Raw genomic sequence first — 17986 nt, forward strand, 5'->3', positions numbered from 1 at the left:
ATCCGGACAAGGCCGAGCCAGAAAGGCGGACGAACGATGAACGAAGTGATCGCAGGAGTGCGGATCCCTGACACCACCCTGGTACGGGAGGCGACCGAACTGGTCCGCGACGTCGCCCCGCCGCTGCTCTTCCACCACTCCCGGCGGGTCTTCCTGTGGGGATCGCTGCGCGGCCGGGAGCAGCGGCTCGACTTCGACCCCGAACTGCTGTACGTGGGGGCGATGTTCCACGACCTCGGGCTCACGAAGCGTATGCGTCGCACCGACCAGCGCTTCGAGATCGACGGCGCCGACGAGGCCCGCCGCTTTCTGCACGCCCACGGCATCGCCGGCGAGCCGGCCGACCGCGTCTGGACGAGCATCGCCCTGCACACCACCCCGGAGATCCCGCTGCACATGGCACCCGAGATCGCCCTGGTGACCCGCGGGGTGGAACTGGACGTCCTGGGCATCGGCTATCACACGGTCTCCGACGAGGAGCGCGCTGCGGTCGTCTCCGCGCACCCGCGCCCGGATTTCAAGAACCGGATCCTCGCCGCGTTCACCGAAGGCATCGAGGAACGCCCCGATACGACCTTCGGGAACGTCAAGGCCGACGTCTTGGCATACTTCGTACCCGGCTTCCGGCGCACCGACTTCGTCGAGGTCATCAAGAACTCCGACTGGCCCGAATGACCAGCTCCACCCCCGCTGGATTCCCTCTCCGACGCTCCCGATTGAGACGCAGCTGACACCGTCCGCAATTCCCTGCGCGGGACACAACTCGATAGGGTGCCGTTAAAGGTTGCCTAAAGAAACCGCCAAGTCGGACAGGGAGAAACAACTGTGGGCGCTGCGCGCATGAGTGGTACGCCGTTGCCGGGAATCGGGGTCCGCTACGACCTCAGCACGCGAGAACAGCGCCGTCTGTCCGTGGTCGCGCACCGGGACGGATCGCGGACCCTGAGCGCGTACCGCGAGGACGATCCCGACGCCTGCGCTCTGTCCGTGCGGCTGACCGCCGGGGAGGCGGCGGCCGTCATCGACGCCCTCATGCCGGCGCATCACAGCCCCAACCTGCTGTCGACGACCGAGTTGGGGCTGGTGGCGGAGCGCGTCGAACTGTCGGCGACCTCGCACTGGAACGGGCGGCTGCTGGGTGAGACCCGGATGCGTACCGAGACCGGTGTCTCGATCGTGGCGGTGCTGCGGCGGGCCGAGGCGATCCCGTCCCCCGGGCCGGACCTCCGGCTCGCGGGCGGGGACACGCTGATCGTGATCGGCACGCGCGAGGGCGCCGATGCCGCCGCTGCGATTCTCGGACGGGAGTGATCGCGTGCATTCGTCTGCGGTCTTCCTGATCGAGTTCGGCGCGATCATCCTGGGCCTGGGGTTGCTGGGCCGGTTCGCCGGGCGCTTCCAGTTCTCGCCCATCCCCCTGTATCTGCTGGCCGGGCTCGCCTTCGGCCAGGGCGGACTGCTCCCGCTGGACACCAGTGAGGAGTTCGTCGCCATCGGCGCCGAGATCGGCGTCATTCTGCTGCTGCTCATGCTGGGGCTGGAGTACACCGCCAGTGATCTGGTCTCCAACCTCAAGACCCAGTACCCGGCCGGGCTCGTCGACGCCACGCTCAACGCTCTGCCCGGCGCTGCCATGGCGCTGCTGCTGGGCTGGGGGCCGGTGGCGGCGGTCGTCCTCGCGGGGGTGACCTGGATCTCCTCGTCCGGTGTGATCGCCAAGGTCCTGGGCGATCTGGGACGGCTGGGCAACCGGGAGACCCCGGTGATCCTCAGCATCCTGGTCCTCGAGGACCTGTCCATGGCCGTGTACCTGCCGATCATCACCGCCCTGCTGGCCGGCGCGGGCCTGGCGGCGGGCAGCGTCACGCTGGCCATCGCCCTCGGGGTCGCCGCCCTGGTGCTGCTGGTGGCGGTGCGGTTCGGCCGGCACATATCGCGCTTCGTCTCCAACGACGACCCCGAGAAGCTGCTGCTGGTCGTGCTGGGCCTGACCCTGCTGGTCGCGGGGCTCGCACAGCAGTTGCAGGTCTCGGCCGCCGTGGGCGCGTTCCTGGTCGGCATCGCCCTGTCCGGCGAGGTGGCGGAGGGCGCGCACAATCTCCTGGCCCCGCTGCGTGACCTGTTCGCCGCGGTGTTCTTCGTGTTCTTCGGACTGCACACCGACCCCCAGAGCATTCCGCCGGTGCTCCTGCCGGCGCTGGCCCTGGCCGTCGTCACCGCGCTGACCAAGATCGCCACCGGGTACTGGGCCGCCAAGCGGGCCGGTATCTCCGTCAAGGGACGCTGGCGCGCGGGCGGCACGCTGGTCGCCCGGGGCGAGTTCTCCATCGTCATCGCCGGGCTCGCCGTCACCGCCGGGATCGAACCCGACCTGGGCCCGCTGGCCACGGCCTACGTGCTGATCCTCGTCATTCTCGGCCCGCTCTCCGCCCGCTACACCGAACCGGTGGCCCGGCGCCTGACGGGCCTGTTCGGCAAGACCGCACCGGCCGGCGGCGCACCGGCCGAGGGCTGGGCACCGGAATCCGGCCCGCAGGAGACGGCGACCGGCCAGGAGACGGTGACCGATCAGGACACGGTCGGCCGGTCGTGATCGGGACGGTCTGCGGATCGGGGCACGGGTCGGCCGGTCGTGATCGGGACGGTCTGCGGATCGGGGCACGGGTCGGCCGGTCGTGATCGGGACGGCCGGCCGGTCATGAGCGACACAGCCGGCGGATCGTGAGTGAGGACGGCCGGGTGGCACTGACGGAGCACCACACGGTCCCGCTCCTCGCCGTCCCGGCCGTCCACCGTGGTGCGGCCGTCCGGTGGGCCGCGCAGTCAGGACCGGGGTGGGGGAGTCCGCTGTCTGCGCGCGGTGCGCTGGGGGTCGCACAGCTCCGCGGCCATTCCGGCCAGGACCAGGCCGGTGACGATCAGTAGCCCGTGGGCCAGAGCGATACCGGTGCCCAGCGCCACCAGGGCGAGGGCGCACAGCGGCCAGGCCCGGGTGCGCCGGTATTCGCGCGGCGGGCAGGGTCGTCCGGCCCGGAGGGCGCGGGCGAACCGGGGATCGTCCCGGTACACGCGAGCCGCGATCTCGCTGAGCAGCTTGTCATCGGTTCCGGGCATGACGCGCTCCTCTCGGCACGCGGCGGCGGGCAGGCGCCACAGCCGGCGGTTCGGGCCGTGCGGGCGGAAACCCGCGCGCGACCAGGTCGCCGTGGCACTGCCGCCATCCGTGCCGGGCTCCTCTCGTGACTCGACGGACTCGCGGCTTCTCTCCCCCTGTCAGGGGCGCCGCGGCCCGCACCCGTGCCCGGGCAGGCGGCAACGTCATGCCACACGCCGGTACGACCGTCGAAAGGGGGGTTTGACTCCACCTTCACCCGTCGCCGGGGGCCGCCGCCATCGGGTCCAACACCCATTTACGTGGGGCTCGGACCCCCAGAGACGGCACCGTATGGGTGCCGGACCCGATGGACCCGGCCCGTAGGCCGCCCGTGTCAGGCCCGGAAGCCGCCCGCATCAGGCCCTGCATCACGCCCTGACCCACCGCCGGACCAGCGAAATGAGCGCCGCCTCCCGCGCCTTGACCTCGGCGAGGTCCTTGAAGGTAACCATTGCCCGGTCGCCGGAACGCCACCGCATCAGGCCGCTGTCGTCGTCGAACGTGAACGAGGCGGCGTCGTCCTTCCCCTTCGCGCCCCGGTGGAAGACGAGTTGGACGTCCCTGGACCTCAACTCGAAAGTCACCCGGTCGACACCGCCGTAGCAGAAGCTCGGAGCCTTCCACTTCACCTGCTCGGTGATCAGCGGATCGGCCCGCAGGATCGCGGCGCGCAGGTACTCGACCGCTTCCCTCTGCGGATGATCGACCGTCAAGCCGCGGCCAGGGGCTCGGAGACGTGCGCATCGCGGAGTACGCGGCAGACCTCACCGACGACCCTGCCGTGCAGCGGCAGCGAGACGTGGCCGACGGCCCGCACGGGAACGTTGCGTATCCGCAGGTCGGGGTGGACCAGCCGGGCGTTGGCGGCGGGAACGATCAGCTCGTCGAGGTCGCTGTGGAAGGCCACGAAGCGGGTCTCACAGCCGGGAGCGGGCCCGGCGAGCTCCGTGAGCACGTCGCTGCCCGGCCGGAGCTGCCGGATCGCCCGAAGCGGCAGAGGCACCGCCGCGGCCAGCGTGCCGTGGTGCGGAGCGCCCAGGGTGACCAGAGTGTGCACGCGGGCGTCGCCGCCCATGCGCTGCGCGTAGTAGCGGGCGACCACCCCGCCGAGACTGTGGCCGATCACGTGGACACGCTCGTGCCCGCTGTCCTCACAGATCCGCTCCACCTGCTCCGCCAGCAACCGCGCCGCGCCGCGGACGTCGTTGCTCAGCCAGCTGTAGTTCAGCACGGCGACCCGGCGAAAACCCGCCTGCCGCAGGCCGCGTCCCATGACATGGAAGATCGCCCGGTTGCTGAACAGACCGTGGACCAGCAGGACCGGGCTGTCGGTGGAGACGGCCGGAAGGGCCACGGCGCCGTCCGACGGCGCCGCCCGCCGGGATCCGGGCCCGCGGCGTTCCCCGCCCTCGCCAAGACCGGACGGGTAGAGGGCGAGTGCCGCGACGATCGCGGCCACCTCCACGGCGGCGCCGAACACGGCTCCGGGCAGCGAGCGGACCGGGAGCAGGCTCCCGCGGGAAGCCGGTGGCCCGGCCGGGCCAGAAGGTGTCACCGCCGCGCTGGGACAGCCGGAAGGTTCCCGTCCGGAAAGGATCATGGCTCGACTCCTCACGCCGCCAGGGGTGCGCGCTGCCGGGAACCACGCGGCGGAGCACGCCCCGCCGCACGGAGGAGGCTCCGGTCCGAGCCCGCGCCCGAGGGCTGCCGTCGAACGGAAACCGGCTGGTGACGCCCGTCCGCTCCAACGGATTGCGGGGACGTTAAGCCGAAGTTTCCGCTGTCGGCAATGGTTAGGTGGCCCACCTCACACGTGGTTCACGAGCGGCGACCGGACGATTCCGGTGAGACATCAATTCGGCGGGATCGTGTCATGTGAGGGCGCTGCGCCGCACCGACATCAGGGCCGTCAAGGGCGTCCAGCCGATGGCCGGTACGCCGAGCGGCTTCGGCACCGCCGATCTGCAATCCGTGCGTATCGCTGTGCGTCGGGCGAACGAGTCCGTCGATCGCACTGCGACCGGCACTGCGCGTGGGTGAGGATTGCGGCCATGGGATTGTCGACGGCGTTCACGGAACGGTTCGGTGTGGAGCATCCGATTGCCCTGGCGCCGATGGGCGGGTCGGCCGGTGGTGCCCTGGCGGCGGCGGTCTCGCGCGGCGGCGGGCTCGGACTGCTGGGCAGCGGGAACGGGGACCGGGAGTGGCTGGCACGCGAACTGCCCGTCCTGGCCGGCGAGTGCGCCGGGAAACCCTGGGGCATCGGCTTCCAGACATGGGCGATCGACGACGGCGCGATCGCGTGGGCACTGGAACAGAGGCCGGCGGCGGTGATGCTGTCGTTCGGCGACCCCGGTCCGTTCGCGGAGCGTGTCCGAAACGCGGGTACGGCGCTGATCCTTCAGGTCACCGACCTGGAGGAGGCCCGCAGGGCGGTGGATCTCGGCGCGGACGTGATCGTGGCGCAGGGCACCGAGGCCGGCGGGCACGGCGCCCGGCGCGGGCGGTCCACGCTGCCGTTCGTGCCCGTCGTGGCGGACCTGGCGGCGCCGGTGCCGGTGCTTGCGGCCGGCGGGATCGCCGACGGGCGGGGCGTGGCGGCCGCCCTGGCGCTGGGGGCCGCCGGAGCGCTGCTCGGCACCCGCTTCCAGGCCACGACCGAGGCCCTGGTCGCCCCGGCGACCGCCCGGGCGATCGTCGAGGGCCGCGGGGAGGACACCGAGCGCAACAGGGTGCTGGACATCGCCCGTGGTTCGCGCTGGCCGGCGAAGTACACCGCGCGCACCCTCGGCCACCCTTTCCTCGACGCGTGGCGGGGCCGGGAGAACGAACTCGCGGCTGCCCCGCATGCGCGGCAGGCGTACGAGGACGCCGTCGCGCGACGCGAGATCCCGGTCCTGCCGCAGTGGGCCGGCGAGGGGGTCGACCTCATCGACGACCTGCCGTCCGCGGCCGGTCTGGTCGGCGCTCTGGCCGCCCAGGCGGAGGAAGCGCTGGCCCGAGCCGCCAGGCGCTGACCGCGCGATCACCGGGGAGCGGCGATCACGGCCGTTCGGCAGGTCGCGCGCCGGCGGTTCACGGCCGAAGGGCCGAAGACCGCATGTGCGGTCCTCGGCCCTTCGGCGCAGCGGTCATACCGGCTGTGACAGCGGTGTCAGAGAGTGGCGGTCGGCCTCCGCGTCACAGCACGACCTCCGAGGCGCGTCAGCGACGGCCGGGGAAGTGGGGACGGTCGCCGTACCAGCCGTGGTGCCGGTCCCAGCCGTGGTGCCGGTCCCAGTGCCGGTTGTTGTACCAGCCGTGGTGGTGCCAGACCCGGTACGGGTAACGGTTGCCGAAGTAACCAAGGCGACCGTCGAAGTCGTGGCTGTACCTGCCCTCCGCGGGGCGGCTGTGCGGGAAGCTCCTTCCGTTGTCGCGGTCGTGGTTTCCTGCGGCCATGGACGGCAGGGCGGCCGCACCGACGAGGGCGCCCGAAGCCACACACGTGGCGAGTAGACGGAGCGCCGTACGAGAAACAGACATGAATCCCCTCACGGTCGTGCACCCCCACCCTGGTCAGGTGAGGCGTGCGATCCGATTCCCGGCTCTGTGCCGAGGCGCCACACTGTGGCCCGCTACGACGACAGCAGATGACCAAAAGGATTCGTGTTACGAAACACGGATATATCCGTAACTCTCCCTTGTACGGGCCATCGATCCGGGGGAGAGCGCGGGCCGCCGGGCCGGTCCCTGCCCCGAACCACCCCGCGATCAGGGGGGAAACAGCTGACGATGCGTAACGCTCCTGGCGGTCTCGCCGCCTCGACTCACGCGAATGGCCGAATGGCTTTCGTAACAGCGGGGGTGCGTCCTATCGGGGGACACGTTTCGGACGGCGGCGATCCGGTCGGTCGGTGGCGAGGCGCGGGTCTGGCAAGGTGCAGTCCCGGCTCACGAACGCCTGGCGCCGGAAGCCGGCCCGCGGTGCGTTTCTCCCGTGCCGGCCGCCGACCCGGTGTGGAGGACACGCCGGTGCCGCGGCCGGGACCGGGAGAAGCGCTGGGGGCGGCTCACCGGCGGCGAGGGACTGGACCTGGCGACCGAACTCTCCGGCATCCACAGCGTCACGTTCCTGCTGGTGGCGCTCGGAGTGGTGGAGGTGCGCGGCGCCCTCGACGAGCCGGTCATCGCGGCGACGGTCATCGTCGTGGCGGCCGCCAACCTCCTCGGAAAGGGCGAGGACAGGTTCGGCAAGTGGCGGCTTCCGGTGGTCTTCGCCTTGCTGACCCTGGTCCACCGGACACCCGCGGCCCGCTGGGTGGCGGTCGCGCTGACGACAGCCATCGTCACGATCAGCCTGTACTGGTTCCTGGACCGCGTCTGGGGCGCCGCGGGTCCGAGGGGCTCCGCCTGAAGTCTTGGAGAACCCTTCGGATCGGCCCGGTGAGCATCGTGGCAACTTCGCTCCACCGCCTGCGCTTTTGTGGCGAGGGGTGGCTGGGAGGCCCGTAACGTGAGGCGTCCGTGATCTTCCAGCAGTGGTCTTCCCAAGGAGGGTTGGGTGCCGATGCGTGACGCGCGGGGCACATTGTCCATGCCTGTACCGGGGTTCGCGGCCGGGACCGGCCGACCGCCACGGCCCACCCGGCCGCGCGGGCCCGCCATTTCGGTACGAACCGGCCCCCGCCTGTACGCCATCGACGCCATCCGCCTGCTCGCCGCCCTGATGGTCGCCGTGCACCACTACGCGGGCACGCGCCGCGTCGACCTGCCGGGCAACGCGATATGGGACCGCCCTGTCTCCGACATCATGCCGACGGTGTTCCACTTCGCGACGTACGGCTGGATCGGCGTCGAGATCTTCTTCGTGATCAGCGGCTTCGTGATCTGCATGTCGTGCTGGGGCCGCACTCCTCGCCAGTTCTTCGTCTCGCGTGTGATCCGGCTCTACCCGGCGTACTGGTTCGCGATCGTGTTCACGACGGCCGTGCTGACGGTCCTGCCGGGCGTCTGGGAGCGTCTGCGGCCGCGTGACGTCCTGCTCAACTTCACGATGCTCCAGTCCGGTTCGGGCGTGCAGAACGTGGACGGCGTGTACTGGACCCTGTGGGCGGAACTCCGCTTCTACCTGCTCTTCCTGCTGGTGGTGGTCACCGGGCTGACGTACCGCAAGGTCGTTGTCTTCTGCTGTGTGTGGGGCGCCGCCGCGATGCTCGCGCCGGTGGCCTCGTTCCCCCTCCTCGATCTGCTCGCCGGCCCCGACGCCGCCTGGTACTTCATCGCCGGCCTCGCGCTCTACCTCATGCACCGCTTCGGCCAGGACCTGCTCCTGTGGGGCATCCTCGCCATGTCGTGGCTCATGGGCCAGCGGGAGCTGGGGCAGCGCATCGACGAGGTCGAGCACGTCTCCAGCTGGCGGGGCGCCGTGCTCCTGTACACCGTGTTCCTGCTCGTGATGATCGCCATCGCCCTCGGTCTGACCGACCGCATCCGCTGGAAGTGGCTGGTCACGGCCGGGAGTTTGACCTACCCGCTCTACCTGATGCACTACGCGGCCGGTACGACGCTGATCAACCGACTGCGGGACACGATGGACGCCCGGCTGCTGGTCGCCTCGCTGCTCGCCTGCTTCCTGGTGCTGAGCTACCTGGTCCACCGCTGCGTGGAGCGGCCCCTGGCAGGAGCGCTGAAGGGGGGCCTGGACACGTCGTTCGCCCGGATGCGGAACGCGGGACGCGCCGACCGGGAGTGACACCACTGGCGCAGGACCGAAACCTTCGTCGGCACGGGGTTCGTCACCGCACCGAGGGGCGGTGAGTGTCCGGTTCCAGACATGCCGGTTTCGGACAGTAAACGACCGTTCAACAATTGGTAGTTGGGCTTACAGACTGGGCGACGCCCGCGGATGCCTCACCAGGCACCTCAAAGAAGGAGTCCCCGTGAAGAAGGCCCTCTCCGTGGCGGCGAGCATGGCAATCGCCGCGACCTGTGCTTTTGGCATGGCGCTTCCCGCGCATGCCGCCGATACGACCGGGACCACGACCGTCGCGAGCCGGTCGCTGCAGTCGGCCGTCGACACCTCGGCGATGGCCCCGCAGACCAAGGCCCTCGCTGACAGGATTCTGGCCAAGCTGCCCGCCGACTGGGAGTCCCGCGTCAACGCGGCCCGTGCCAAGTACGGCCTGAACGAGTCGCAGTGGAGCGAGATCCGCGACAATGCGATCAACCCCGGCGACTACCGGTGCCAGCGCACCGAACTGACGACGTACGCCAACACCCTCCTCGACGGCGTCGAGGACCCGTTCACCCTCCTGATTCTCCAGCTCTTCGGCGGCTTCGACCTCCCGACCTACGACGCGCTGATCTTCGGCTCGGAGTCGAAGGCGAACACCTTCGGCGTCAACGGCGAGTACACCCACAAGCTCACCGCCGAGATGAAGAACCTCAAGCGCTTCTGGGACATCGACTCGGCGGGCATCGAGCTGATTCCCATGCATGGGGCCGACGTCTTCTCCAGCCCCGACCGGCTCGCGCGCACGCTCGCCGTGCTGTACGGCGGGACGCCCGAGGACAACCTCGACCTGGCCGAACTGTTCATCGAGCTGGTCGACTCGGAACCCGTACTGCAGGGCGGCGCGAACCCGATCTTCACGTTCAACGCCTTCGCCTACAGCGAGGTGGACGATCCGGATCCCCTCGGCATCTCGGACCGGATCATCATGGGTGACGGCATCATGCAGGGCATGACCGAGGTGGGTCTGGGCGATGTCGCGCCTCGGGCCATCGTGGGCCACGAGTTCGGTCACCACGTGCAGTACCAGAACAACCTCTTCGAGAGCGACCTGGCGGGCCCGGAGGCCACCCGCCGTACCGAGCTCATGGCCGACGCGTTCGGCACGTACTACCTGACCCACGCGCGCGGCGAGGCGCTGAACGCCGCCCGCCTCCTCAAGTCCGAGAAGTCGTTCTACCAGGTCGGCGACTGCAGCTTCACCAGCTCGGGCCACCACGGCACGCCGAACCAGCGGCTCGCCTCCTCCAGTTGGGCGGCGGGCGTGGCCAACGACGCACCGAACCAGGGGCACATCCTGCCCTCGCTCAAGCTGGACGAGCTGTTCGAGGCCAAGCTCCCCGACCTGGTCAAGCCGGACGCCGGCTGACGACCGCGGTCCCAGGAAGCGGCGTTGACCGCCTGAGCGGCTGAAGACCCGCGCGGGGCGGGCCGGATCAGACACCGGCCCGCCCCGCGCGCCAAGCGCACGGGCCCGACCGGGGGCGTGGTTCACAGCCAGCCGCGGCGGCTGGCCTGGACACCGAGCTGGAACCGGGTCTTGGCGCCGAGCATCTCCTGGAGGCGGGCGATGCGCCGGGCGACGGTCCGCTCACTCACCCCCAGCTCACGGGCGATCGACTCGTCGGTCAGCCCGGCACTGAGGTAACTCAGGAGCTGGCGGCTCTCGTTCATCGGACTGGCCTCGCTTCCGACGACCTCACCGGCCGGCGGGAGCGGAACGGCTATCCGCCAGTACGACTCGAAGACGCCGATCAACCCGTCCAGCAGACCCGACGGCTGGACGACGACGCTGTGGTGTCCGGTGCGGTCCGGCGCGGTGACGGACACCACGGCCAAGCGGTCGTCGCAGACCAGGAGGTTCAGTGCGACGTCGGGGAAGACCCGTGCCTGCTCCCCGCGCTCGACACATGTGTGCGCCACCTCCAGCGCCTTGGGGTCCTGGAGGATGTTGGCGCTGTACACCACCCGGTAGGCGATCCCGCGGTCCAGCGCGTCCAACGTTCCGGGCCCGACCTCCGGCACCCGATCGCCTCCGCCCACCGGCCCTATCGACAGGGCGCGCACCTCCGCCAACGCCTCGCTGTGGACCCGCTGTTGAACCGCCTCGGGTCTGCCGGAGGTGTCGACGACCTCGACATAGCTCGAACCCGCGGTGTGGTCGAGCCAGAACCGCGACAGCACCGTCGCGCTCTCGTAGGCGATCCGGGCCTCGCGGGCGCGCAGCTCGGCGACGGCCTCCAGCATCGCGCGAGGCGGCTGGGCGGTCAGCCTGTCGCGCGTGCGCGAGACCAGACCGATGTCGCCGAGTTCGGCCACCGCGTACTGGACGCTTTCGAGAGGCGACCCGACCAGCGGCGGCCGCTCGGTGAGCTCGATCAAGTTCTGCGGACCCTGTTCCACGAGCACGAGATAGACGGCCTCCGCCGTCGCGGAGAGCCCCAGAGCCTGCAACGGACGCAGTTCGCGCATGTGTCCCCCAACCCCGGCGGCGCTGAACGCACCGCCCACTGGCTCCATTCGTACGGTGACTGTCCGATTACAGAAGATCGCCAGACTAGCAGCACGTGATCATGCGGATACCGGTCGTCCTGTCCGTCATTCCGGCCCGGCCGGCTCACCCCTGGAACGTCGCGGAAACACCGCCGACTGGCGACGACCCGCTCGACGCGCTGCTCGGCCGGCTGGCCGCCGAGTACGAGGACGCGTGGCTGCTGAAGTTCCGCCTCGGCCGGGACGCGTTGCTGGTCGGCGCCGGACGGCGGGCCCCGACCGACGTGGAGAAGCCCGAACCGGGCGAACTGGCCGCGGGACTCCCGCTCGTCCCCGGGTGACGGCATGGGATGACCGGCGAGGGGGATCGTCTGTATGGTCGGGGCCATGGCCGCCGATGACGACGCTCTTCTCGCGGAACAGATGGCCTATTACAGGGCCGGTGCGTCTCAGTACGACAGGCCCTATGCGGAACGCGAGGAACTGCGGGAGTTGCTGTCCGCCGCCGATGGGCTCCCGATTGCCGGAGACGTGCTGGAACTGGCTTGCGGAACGGGCCAGTGGACCTCGGTGCTCGCAGCACGGGCGCGGTCGGTGACGGCTGTCGACGCGGCGGCCGAGGTATTGGCCATCGCCCGGACACGAGCCGCGTCCGGCAACATCCGGTTCGTTCGGGCCGATCTGTTCGCATGGCAGCCGCCGCGACGCTACGACACGGTGTTCTTCGCCTTCTGGTTGTCCCATGTCCCGCCGACGCGGTTGCCCGACTTCTGGAACTTCGTCGCGGCCGCGCTCGTGCCGGGCGGCAGAGCGATCTTCATCGACGACGGCCCGGCTGGGGCTGCGGAGGAGGAGGTCCTCGCGGATCACCCGGTCCCCGCGGCGATGCGCCGGCTCGACGACGGGAGCAGGTACCGCGTCGTGAAGGTGTTCCACGACGCCCGAACCCTCAAGGACGACCTCATCGCGCTGGGATGGTCGGTTCGCATCCGGACCGTCGCCGCGCATTTCATCGGGATCGCGGAACCGCCGGCCGCCAAGCCGTCGTGACCAAATGGTCCCACGCGGGCCTTTGGTGACGTGCTCGACCAACTGGCCCTGCAGGAAGGGACCTTCAGCCCAACTGTCGTGGCCTTTCGGCATCCGGCGGCGCGCGGCGTCCGCGGCAAGAGTGAGGAGCGTAAGGACAAGGACCGGACACTCGCGAAGGGATCACTGCCATGGCCGTGGACGAGCACCCGCACCGGAGCCCGGGCATCCATCTGCCGGCCTTCCGCCGCAACCGGACCGCCCCCGCGTCCGCCGCGTCGGCACAGCTCGACACGCACACCGCCGCTCAGGCGTACGCCCTCGCATCCCTGCGCATCCTGACCGGTTTCGTCTTCCTGTGGGCGTTCCTCGACAAGGTCTTCGGCCTCGGTTACGCGACCGCGTCCGGCAAGGGCTGGATCGACGGCGGATCGCCGACGAAGGGCTTCCTCAGCTCCGTCGCCGTCGGGCCGATGGAGTCGACGTTCCACTCGTGGGCCGGCCAGGCGTGGGCGGACTGGCTGTTCATGCTGGGCCTGCTCGCCATCGGCGTGGCCGTCATGACCGGTGTGGCGCTGCGGCCGGCCGCCGTGGCGGGCACGGCGATGATGGCGCTGATGTGGATCGCCGAGTGGCCACCGGCCAGGCATCTGTCGAACGGAGCCCCGAGCATGTCGACGAACCCGTTCGCCGACTACCACCTGATCTACGCCGTTGCCCTGGTCGCCGTGGCGGCAGCGGGCGCGGGCGCCACTTGGGGCCTGGGCCGACTGTGGGCGCGGCTGCCGATCGTCCGCGATCACACCTGGCTGCGCTGAAACCCCCACAACGCGACCACCCCACAGCGCGACGGTCCGCAACGCGCCGGCCCTCGCGCCAAGCCCCGCACCGAGCGTCGGCTCCGCTGAAGGACCGCGGCCCCATGCCTCGCAGAACTCCCTGAACGACACTGGAAGGTGGAGATCATGCCCCGCACCATCACCGTAGGTCTCGACGGCTCGCCCGAGAGCCGCGCCGCCGCCGAGTGGGCGGCCCGTGAGGCGCAACTGCGTGGACTGCCGGTGAAGCTCCTCCAGGTCTGGGAGCCGGTGCCGGAGCCCATGGCCCTGGCGCAACTGCTGGGCGCCGACACCCACCAGCACTGGACCGAGAGGGTGCTGCGCGAGGCCGCCGAAGAACTCCGGTCGCGCCATCCCGGCGTCGAGGTGACCACGGCACACGTCACAGGAAAGCCCGCCGAGGCCCTCGCCCGCGCGGCGCGGGACGCCGAACTGCTCGTCCTCGGCTCGCGCGGCCTCGGCGGGATCCGCGGCTTCCTGGTCGGCTCGGTCGGGCTCGCGGCGGTGGCGTCCACCGAGCGGCCCGTCGTCCTGGTCCGCGCCGGCGAGCAGACCACCGGCGAGCGGACCACCGCCGAGCCCGACACGGACGACGTCGGCAAGCCGTCCACCGCGGCCGCCGTCCGCCCCGTCGTCCTCGGGCTCGACGCCGCCGGCCCCGACGAGGCGCTGCTCGCGTTCGCCTTCGACGCCGCCGCGCGCCGGAACGTGCCGCTGCGCGTCGTGCACGGCTGGAACCCGCCGCCCTACTACGCCTACGGCATGGGCCTGGAACCCGCGGTCGAGCGGGAGATGGCGAAGGCCGACGCCGCCGCCGTGACCGAGGTGCTGCGACCCTGGCGGCAGAAGTTTCCCGGTGTGGAGGTCGTCGAGCAGCCCCACTTCGGCAGCCCGTCGCTCCTCCTGATCGAGGCCTCCCACGAGGCATCCCTGGTCGTCGTCGGCCGGCGTATCCGCCGGGCCACCTTCGGCGCCCGCCTCGGCCCCGTGACCCACGCGGTCCTGCACCACGCCGCCGCCCCCGTCGCCGTGGTCGCCCACGACTGACGCTCACCTCGGCCGGCGTGGTCACACGCTTCCGGGTGCCTGCGGCATGCGAAGCACGCCCCGGGCGGCAATGGCCGCCCGGAGGCGCGCGGCCGTTTCGGCCGCCTCCTGCGGGGACACGGGCAGGACCCCGTTCTCGGTCATCAGGGCATGGAACTGCTGCTGCTCGTAGGGGACACCGGCCGGCAGGGCGGCGATGTGCCAGTGGAGGTGGGCGTTGCCCCGCTGACTGCCGAGGGAGTACAGGTACGTCCGCTCGGACCGGAAGACGCTCTCGACGGCCAGGGCGACCTCGCGGACGACCCGCATGAGCCGAAGGTAGGCCGCCTCGTCCAGGTCGCGGACGACGTGCTCGATGTGCGCCTTCGGCGCGACGAGCACCTTCCCCGGCACGGTGGGCCACCGGTCGAGGAACGCCACGTGGTCCCGGTCCTCGAAGACCGTCTCGTGCCCGTAGCCCGGATCCCCGGCCAGGAACGAGCAGACGAAGCACGGCCCGCTTCGCGCGCGGGCCGTGTAGGCCTCAAGGTACATGGATTGACGGTCAGTTGACACCTGAACTCCTCTGTGTCGCGATATTCGTTCGCGGTGCATTGCGCTCATGACTAGCGTCTCGTGCGTGGACGGCACAGATCCCAAGGACATCGTCCGGCGCGGGTACGATGTTGTGTCTTTGCGTTACGACGAGGCGTACGGCGCCGAGACGAAGTACCACTCACTGCTCGTTGACCTCTGCGGACGGGTGCCGACCGGTGGAACGGTGCTGGACGTGGGCTGCGGAAGCGGGGTGCCGGTCGCACGCACACTGGCTGCCGCCGGCTACCGGGTTACCGGAATCGACATCAGCGAGGTGCAGATCCGGCGAGCCCGGGAGCAGGTACCCCAGGCGGAGTTCATCCGTGCCGATGCCACGACTGCGTCCTTTGACGCCGCGTCCTTCGACGCCGTCGTCTCCTTCTTCGCCCTGATCCACGTTCCGCTGACCGAGCAGCCACCCCTGCTTCGGAAGATCGCTGAGTGGCTGCGCCCGGGAGGTTGCTTCGTGGCCACCATGGGACACGGCGAATGGACCGGAACCGAGGAGAACTGGCTCGGGGGTGGTGCTCCGATGTGGTGGAGCCACGCGGATGCTGCCACCAACCGTGAGTGGATCACGCAGGCCGGTCTGGTGGTCGAACACGAGGAGTTCATCCCGGAGGGCGATGGGGGGCACGCGTTGTTCCGGGCATACCGTCCCTGGCAGTCAAAGGTGACCTAGCCACGGCCTGTCTGCGCCGCTGCCGATCACCTTCAGGCCGCTGAGGTGACAGCGTCTTCCCGTGTTGGACGTATCGGTAGTCTGCGTCGTCATGACGCGCGCGTGGATTCTGCCGATGTTGTCCTTGCTCTGCGGCTCAGTCGTTGCGACTGAGCTGACCCTCCAGGGGCGTCCTGGCGCAGCCGCAGCACTCCTGTTGGTGTTTGTGCTGCTCGCAGGCGTGAACTCGCCTCTGATCTTCCCACGGTCGATCGGTGCTCTGGAGGCACAGCAGCGCAGCGCGGTCGACGGTCGTCCGATCGTCTTCTGGCGGTCGGGTTGCACGTACTGTCTGCGCCTGCGCCTTCGGTTGGGCCGCAGCGCCCACCAGTTGTACTGGGTCGACATCTGGCGTGACCCGGCCGGAGCGGCAGCGGTGAGAGCGGCCAACGACGGCAATGAGACCGTGCCGACTGTCGTCGTGGCGGGCCGGCCGCACACCAATCCCGATCCTGAATGGGTGCGCCAACAGCTCTCCGCTTCCGCGTGACCGGGCGCGACGATCTCACGGCACGACGGCGACCGGGCACAGGCTCTCGCACAGCAGGGCCTGTACGGCGTCCGGGCTCATACGGGCGCCGCGTCCCACGACGGCCAGCGCGGCGCCCTCAGCGTGATGGGCCAAGGCCTCGGTGGGGCTGAGCAGCAGGACGTCCTCGAGCACCGGTATCCGGGGGTACGTCAGCCGCCATGGCCGCAGCGTGTCGGCCAGGAGTCGTACCTCGTGGTCCTCCCAGGTGGCGCGGTCCTCCTCGGGAACGGTGAAGGGCAACTCGGCGGCACAGGCGGGCAGTTCCCAGGCGTGCACGGCGTGCAGCCGCACATCCCGTAGCCGGGCGGCATCGAAGGCGAAGCCGACGGACTGCTCCACCGGGTGACGGGCGTTCAGCCCAAGGGTGACGTGCGAGGGGTGGCGCACTGGAACCGCGAAGGGGGTGCGATCGTCCGGTACCAGCACCACCGGGCAGGCGGAGGCAGCCACGAGGGCGAGTTGTGCCGGGCCGGCGGTGTCGTCCTCCGCCGCGGACAGGCCCAGCACGAACATCGCCGCGGCGCTCGGGCCGTCGGGTGGTGAGCCGTACACCACCTCGAGCGGCAGACCGCGCAGCGACGCCTCGCACGGCGCTCAGTCGACGGCCGCACGATCGCGGCCCGTCCTGTTGGCGCAGGCGATGATGACACGGTTCATGGTGATCCGCCTCTCGGGGGCAGGAGCAACCCGGCATCGCGCCTCCCCTCGTGCCGCCCCCTTCAGGTCCGGCGCAGGGGCCGAATGGGCCTGCGGGAGTCCTTGCGGCCCATATCCACCGAGTGATCGTGGGAAGACACTGACAGTAACGAGCAGACCGAGCAGACCGAGTTCAGGAGGTGCGCACCATGCTGTCGCCCGTCATCGTCGGAGTGGACGGATCTGCCGAGAGTCTGGCCGCCGTCGAGTGGGCCGCCCGTGAGGCGGTGCGTCGCGACCGACCGCTGCGAATGGTGCATGCCAGGAACTGGACCCGTAGGCAGACGGAGAGCGAACCCGCGAACGCCGCGCAGCGGCAACAGGCGCGTCGCACCTTGCGGCAGGCCGAGGAGCACGTCCGTGGCTCCGTACCCGACGTGCGCCTCAGCGACGAGCAGGTCGAAGGCCCGGCGACCGCGGCCTTGCTGAAGGCCACCGAGCAGGCCGAACTGCTGGTGCTGGGCTCACGAGGCCTCAGCGGCTTCACGGGAGTCCTCGTCGGCTCGGTCGCCCAGGGGGTGGTCGCCACGGCCCCGGGCCCCGTGGTGCTCGTACGGGCGGGGGAGGAGGCCGAGGACGAGCACTTCCCGGCCGACGACGGCAGCCCGTCCACCGGCACCGGCTTCCGCGACGTGGTGCTCGGCATCGACCTCGCCGATGCCTGCGACGAGGTGATCGAGTTCGCGTTCGAGGCGGCCCGCCTCCGGCACGCCCGGCTGCGTGTCGTGTATGCCTGGCAGCCGCCTTCCGCGATCAGCCTCGGCCCGGGGGACATCGGTCTGATCAACGATCCCGCGCAGGCCGAGGAATGGCGGGACTTCCTGTCCGCGCTGCTGAGGGTGTGGCGTGACAAGTACCGCGACACCGAGGTCCTGGAGGCCGTTGTGGAGGGCAAGGCCTCCACGGTGCTGGTGCGGGCCGCCTCCGCGGCCAGCCTCCTCGTCGTCGGCCGCCGTCTGTCCGAGCGGCCGACGGTTCCGCGCATCGGCCCCGTCACCCACGCCGCCGTCCATCATGTCCGTTGCCCGCTGGCCGTCGTACCCCACGAGTGAGAACTGCCGCCGCCGGCGGTGGACGATCACCTTCGTCGCCCTGCCGGCCACTCCGGAGGCGCTTGTGGCAGGCG

Annotated in this window: 21 protein-coding genes; 14 read left to right on the forward strand and 7 right to left on the reverse strand. The window is 70.5% G+C overall.

Features of this window, described 5'->3' with window-relative positions; translation table 11 throughout:
- Nucleotides 1–36 precede the first annotated feature (36 nt).
- From TNCT6_RS36955 to TNCT6_RS36965, 3 genes are all read left to right on the forward strand, one after another.
- Complete coding sequence (locus tag TNCT6_RS36955; protein WP_141367450.1) at nt 37–675, forward strand: HD domain-containing protein; 639 nt, start codon at nt 37–39, stop codon at nt 673–675.
- A gap of 165 nt (nt 676–840) precedes the next feature.
- Complete coding sequence (locus tag TNCT6_RS36960) at nt 841–1311, forward strand: cation:proton antiporter regulatory subunit (protein ID WP_141367452.1); 471 nt, start codon at nt 841–843, stop codon at nt 1309–1311.
- Nucleotides 1312–1315: 4 nt separating this feature from the next.
- Entirely contained in the window at nt 1316–2593 is a 1278-nt protein-coding gene (locus tag TNCT6_RS36965; protein WP_141367454.1) for a cation:proton antiporter, read from the forward strand.
- Nucleotides 2594–2823: 230 nt separating this feature from the next.
- Here the strand turns inward: TNCT6_RS36965 and TNCT6_RS36970 are convergent, their stop codons facing one another.
- The 3 genes from TNCT6_RS36970 to TNCT6_RS36980 form a co-directional block, all read right to left on the reverse strand.
- Nucleotides 2824–3114: a DUF3040 domain-containing protein gene (locus tag TNCT6_RS36970; RefSeq protein WP_141367456.1), complete on the reverse strand. Its 291-nt coding sequence runs from the start codon at nt 3112–3114 to the stop codon at nt 2824–2826.
- Between the two features lie 408 nt (nt 3115–3522).
- Complete coding sequence (locus tag TNCT6_RS36975; protein ID WP_141367458.1) at nt 3523–3867, reverse strand: DUF1801 domain-containing protein; 345 nt, start codon at nt 3865–3867, stop codon at nt 3523–3525.
- On the reverse strand, nt 3864–4754 hold the full coding sequence (locus TNCT6_RS36980) for an alpha/beta fold hydrolase (protein ID WP_141367459.1): 891 nt from the start codon (nt 4752–4754) through the stop codon (nt 3864–3866). Before TNCT6_RS36980 ends, TNCT6_RS36975 begins: the two co-directional genes overlap by 4 nt.
- 451 nt (nt 4755–5205) lie before the next feature.
- On the opposite strand from TNCT6_RS36980, the gene TNCT6_RS36985 reads away from it, so the two are divergent.
- The gene (locus TNCT6_RS36985; protein ID WP_141367461.1) at nt 5206–6171 is read left to right on the forward strand and encodes a nitronate monooxygenase; all 966 of its coding nucleotides are present in this window, start codon (nt 5206–5208) and stop codon (nt 6169–6171) included.
- A 187-nt stretch (nt 6172–6358) separates the two neighbouring features.
- On the opposite strand, the gene TNCT6_RS40300 is transcribed toward TNCT6_RS36985, so the two are convergent.
- Nucleotides 6359–6637, reverse strand: a complete 279-nt coding sequence (locus TNCT6_RS40300; RefSeq protein WP_172633280.1) for a hypothetical protein — start codon at nt 6635–6637, stop codon at nt 6359–6361.
- A 496-nt stretch (nt 6638–7133) separates the two neighbouring features.
- On the opposite strand from TNCT6_RS40300, the gene TNCT6_RS36995 reads away from it, so the two are divergent.
- The 3 genes from TNCT6_RS36995 to TNCT6_RS37005 all read left to right on the forward strand — a co-directional run bounded on the left by TNCT6_RS36995 (nt 7134) and on the right by TNCT6_RS37005 (nt 10296).
- Complete coding sequence (locus TNCT6_RS36995; RefSeq protein ID WP_141367463.1) at nt 7134–7550, forward strand: HupE/UreJ family protein; 417 nt, start codon at nt 7134–7136, stop codon at nt 7548–7550.
- 153 nt (nt 7551–7703) lie between these two features.
- Nucleotides 7704–8888: an acyltransferase gene (locus TNCT6_RS37000; protein WP_141367920.1), complete on the forward strand. Its 1185-nt coding sequence runs from the start codon at nt 7704–7706 to the stop codon at nt 8886–8888.
- A gap of 187 nt (nt 8889–9075) precedes the next feature.
- Nucleotides 9076–10296, forward strand: a complete 1221-nt coding sequence (locus TNCT6_RS37005) for a hypothetical protein (RefSeq protein ID WP_141367464.1) — start codon at nt 9076–9078, stop codon at nt 10294–10296.
- 122 nt (nt 10297–10418) lie between these two features.
- Here the strand turns inward: TNCT6_RS37005 and TNCT6_RS37010 are convergent, their stop codons facing one another.
- The gene (locus tag TNCT6_RS37010) at nt 10419–11399 is read right to left on the reverse strand and encodes a helix-turn-helix transcriptional regulator (RefSeq protein WP_172633281.1); all 981 of its coding nucleotides are present in this window, start codon (nt 11397–11399) and stop codon (nt 10419–10421) included.
- Between the two features lie 95 nt (nt 11400–11494).
- Here TNCT6_RS37010 and TNCT6_RS37015 point away from each other — a divergent pair, with 95 nt between their 5' ends.
- The 4 genes from TNCT6_RS37015 (at nt 11495) to TNCT6_RS37030 (ending at nt 14335) form a co-directional block, all read left to right on the forward strand.
- Entirely contained in the window at nt 11495–11761 is a 267-nt protein-coding gene (locus TNCT6_RS37015) for a hypothetical protein (protein ID WP_373996264.1), read from the forward strand.
- A gap of 46 nt (nt 11762–11807) precedes the next feature.
- A complete protein-coding gene (locus TNCT6_RS37020; RefSeq protein WP_141367468.1) occupies nt 11808–12470 on the forward strand; it encodes a trans-aconitate 2-methyltransferase in 663 nt (220 codons plus the stop codon).
- A gap of 170 nt (nt 12471–12640) precedes the next feature.
- Nucleotides 12641–13267 (forward strand): DoxX family membrane protein, encoded by a 627-nt coding sequence (locus TNCT6_RS37025; RefSeq protein WP_141367470.1) that lies wholly within the window; start codon nt 12641–12643, stop codon nt 13265–13267.
- Nucleotides 13268–13414: 147 nt separating this feature from the next.
- Nucleotides 13415–14335: a universal stress protein gene (locus TNCT6_RS37030; RefSeq protein WP_141367471.1), complete on the forward strand. Its 921-nt coding sequence runs from the start codon at nt 13415–13417 to the stop codon at nt 14333–14335.
- A gap of 21 nt (nt 14336–14356) precedes the next feature.
- Here the strand turns inward: TNCT6_RS37030 and TNCT6_RS37035 are convergent, their stop codons facing one another.
- Entirely contained in the window at nt 14357–14869 is a 513-nt protein-coding gene (locus TNCT6_RS37035; protein WP_141367473.1) for an HIT family protein, read from the reverse strand.
- An 85-nt stretch (nt 14870–14954) separates the two neighbouring features.
- On the opposite strand from TNCT6_RS37035, the gene TNCT6_RS37040 reads away from it, so the two are divergent.
- A complete protein-coding gene (locus tag TNCT6_RS37040) occupies nt 14955–15593 on the forward strand; it encodes a class I SAM-dependent methyltransferase (protein ID WP_141367475.1) in 639 nt (212 codons plus the stop codon).
- A gap of 91 nt (nt 15594–15684) precedes the next feature.
- A complete protein-coding gene (locus TNCT6_RS37045; protein ID WP_141367476.1) occupies nt 15685–16122 on the forward strand; it encodes a glutaredoxin domain-containing protein in 438 nt (145 codons plus the stop codon).
- A 15-nt stretch (nt 16123–16137) separates the two neighbouring features.
- Here the strand turns inward: TNCT6_RS37045 and TNCT6_RS37050 are convergent, their stop codons facing one another.
- A complete protein-coding gene (locus TNCT6_RS37050; protein WP_253266508.1) occupies nt 16138–16716 on the reverse strand; it encodes a universal stress protein in 579 nt (192 codons plus the stop codon).
- A gap of 293 nt (nt 16717–17009) precedes the next feature.
- Between TNCT6_RS37050 and TNCT6_RS37055 the strand changes: the two genes are divergently transcribed.
- Nucleotides 17010–17912, forward strand: coding sequence for a universal stress protein (locus TNCT6_RS37055; RefSeq protein WP_141367478.1), 903 nt, complete (start codon nt 17010–17012; stop codon nt 17910–17912).
- Nucleotides 17913–17986 lie beyond the last annotated feature (74 nt).

It is taken from the genome of Streptomyces sp. 6-11-2 (assembly GCF_006540305.1).
Lineage (GTDB): Bacteria > Actinomycetota > Actinomycetes > Streptomycetales > Streptomycetaceae > Streptomyces.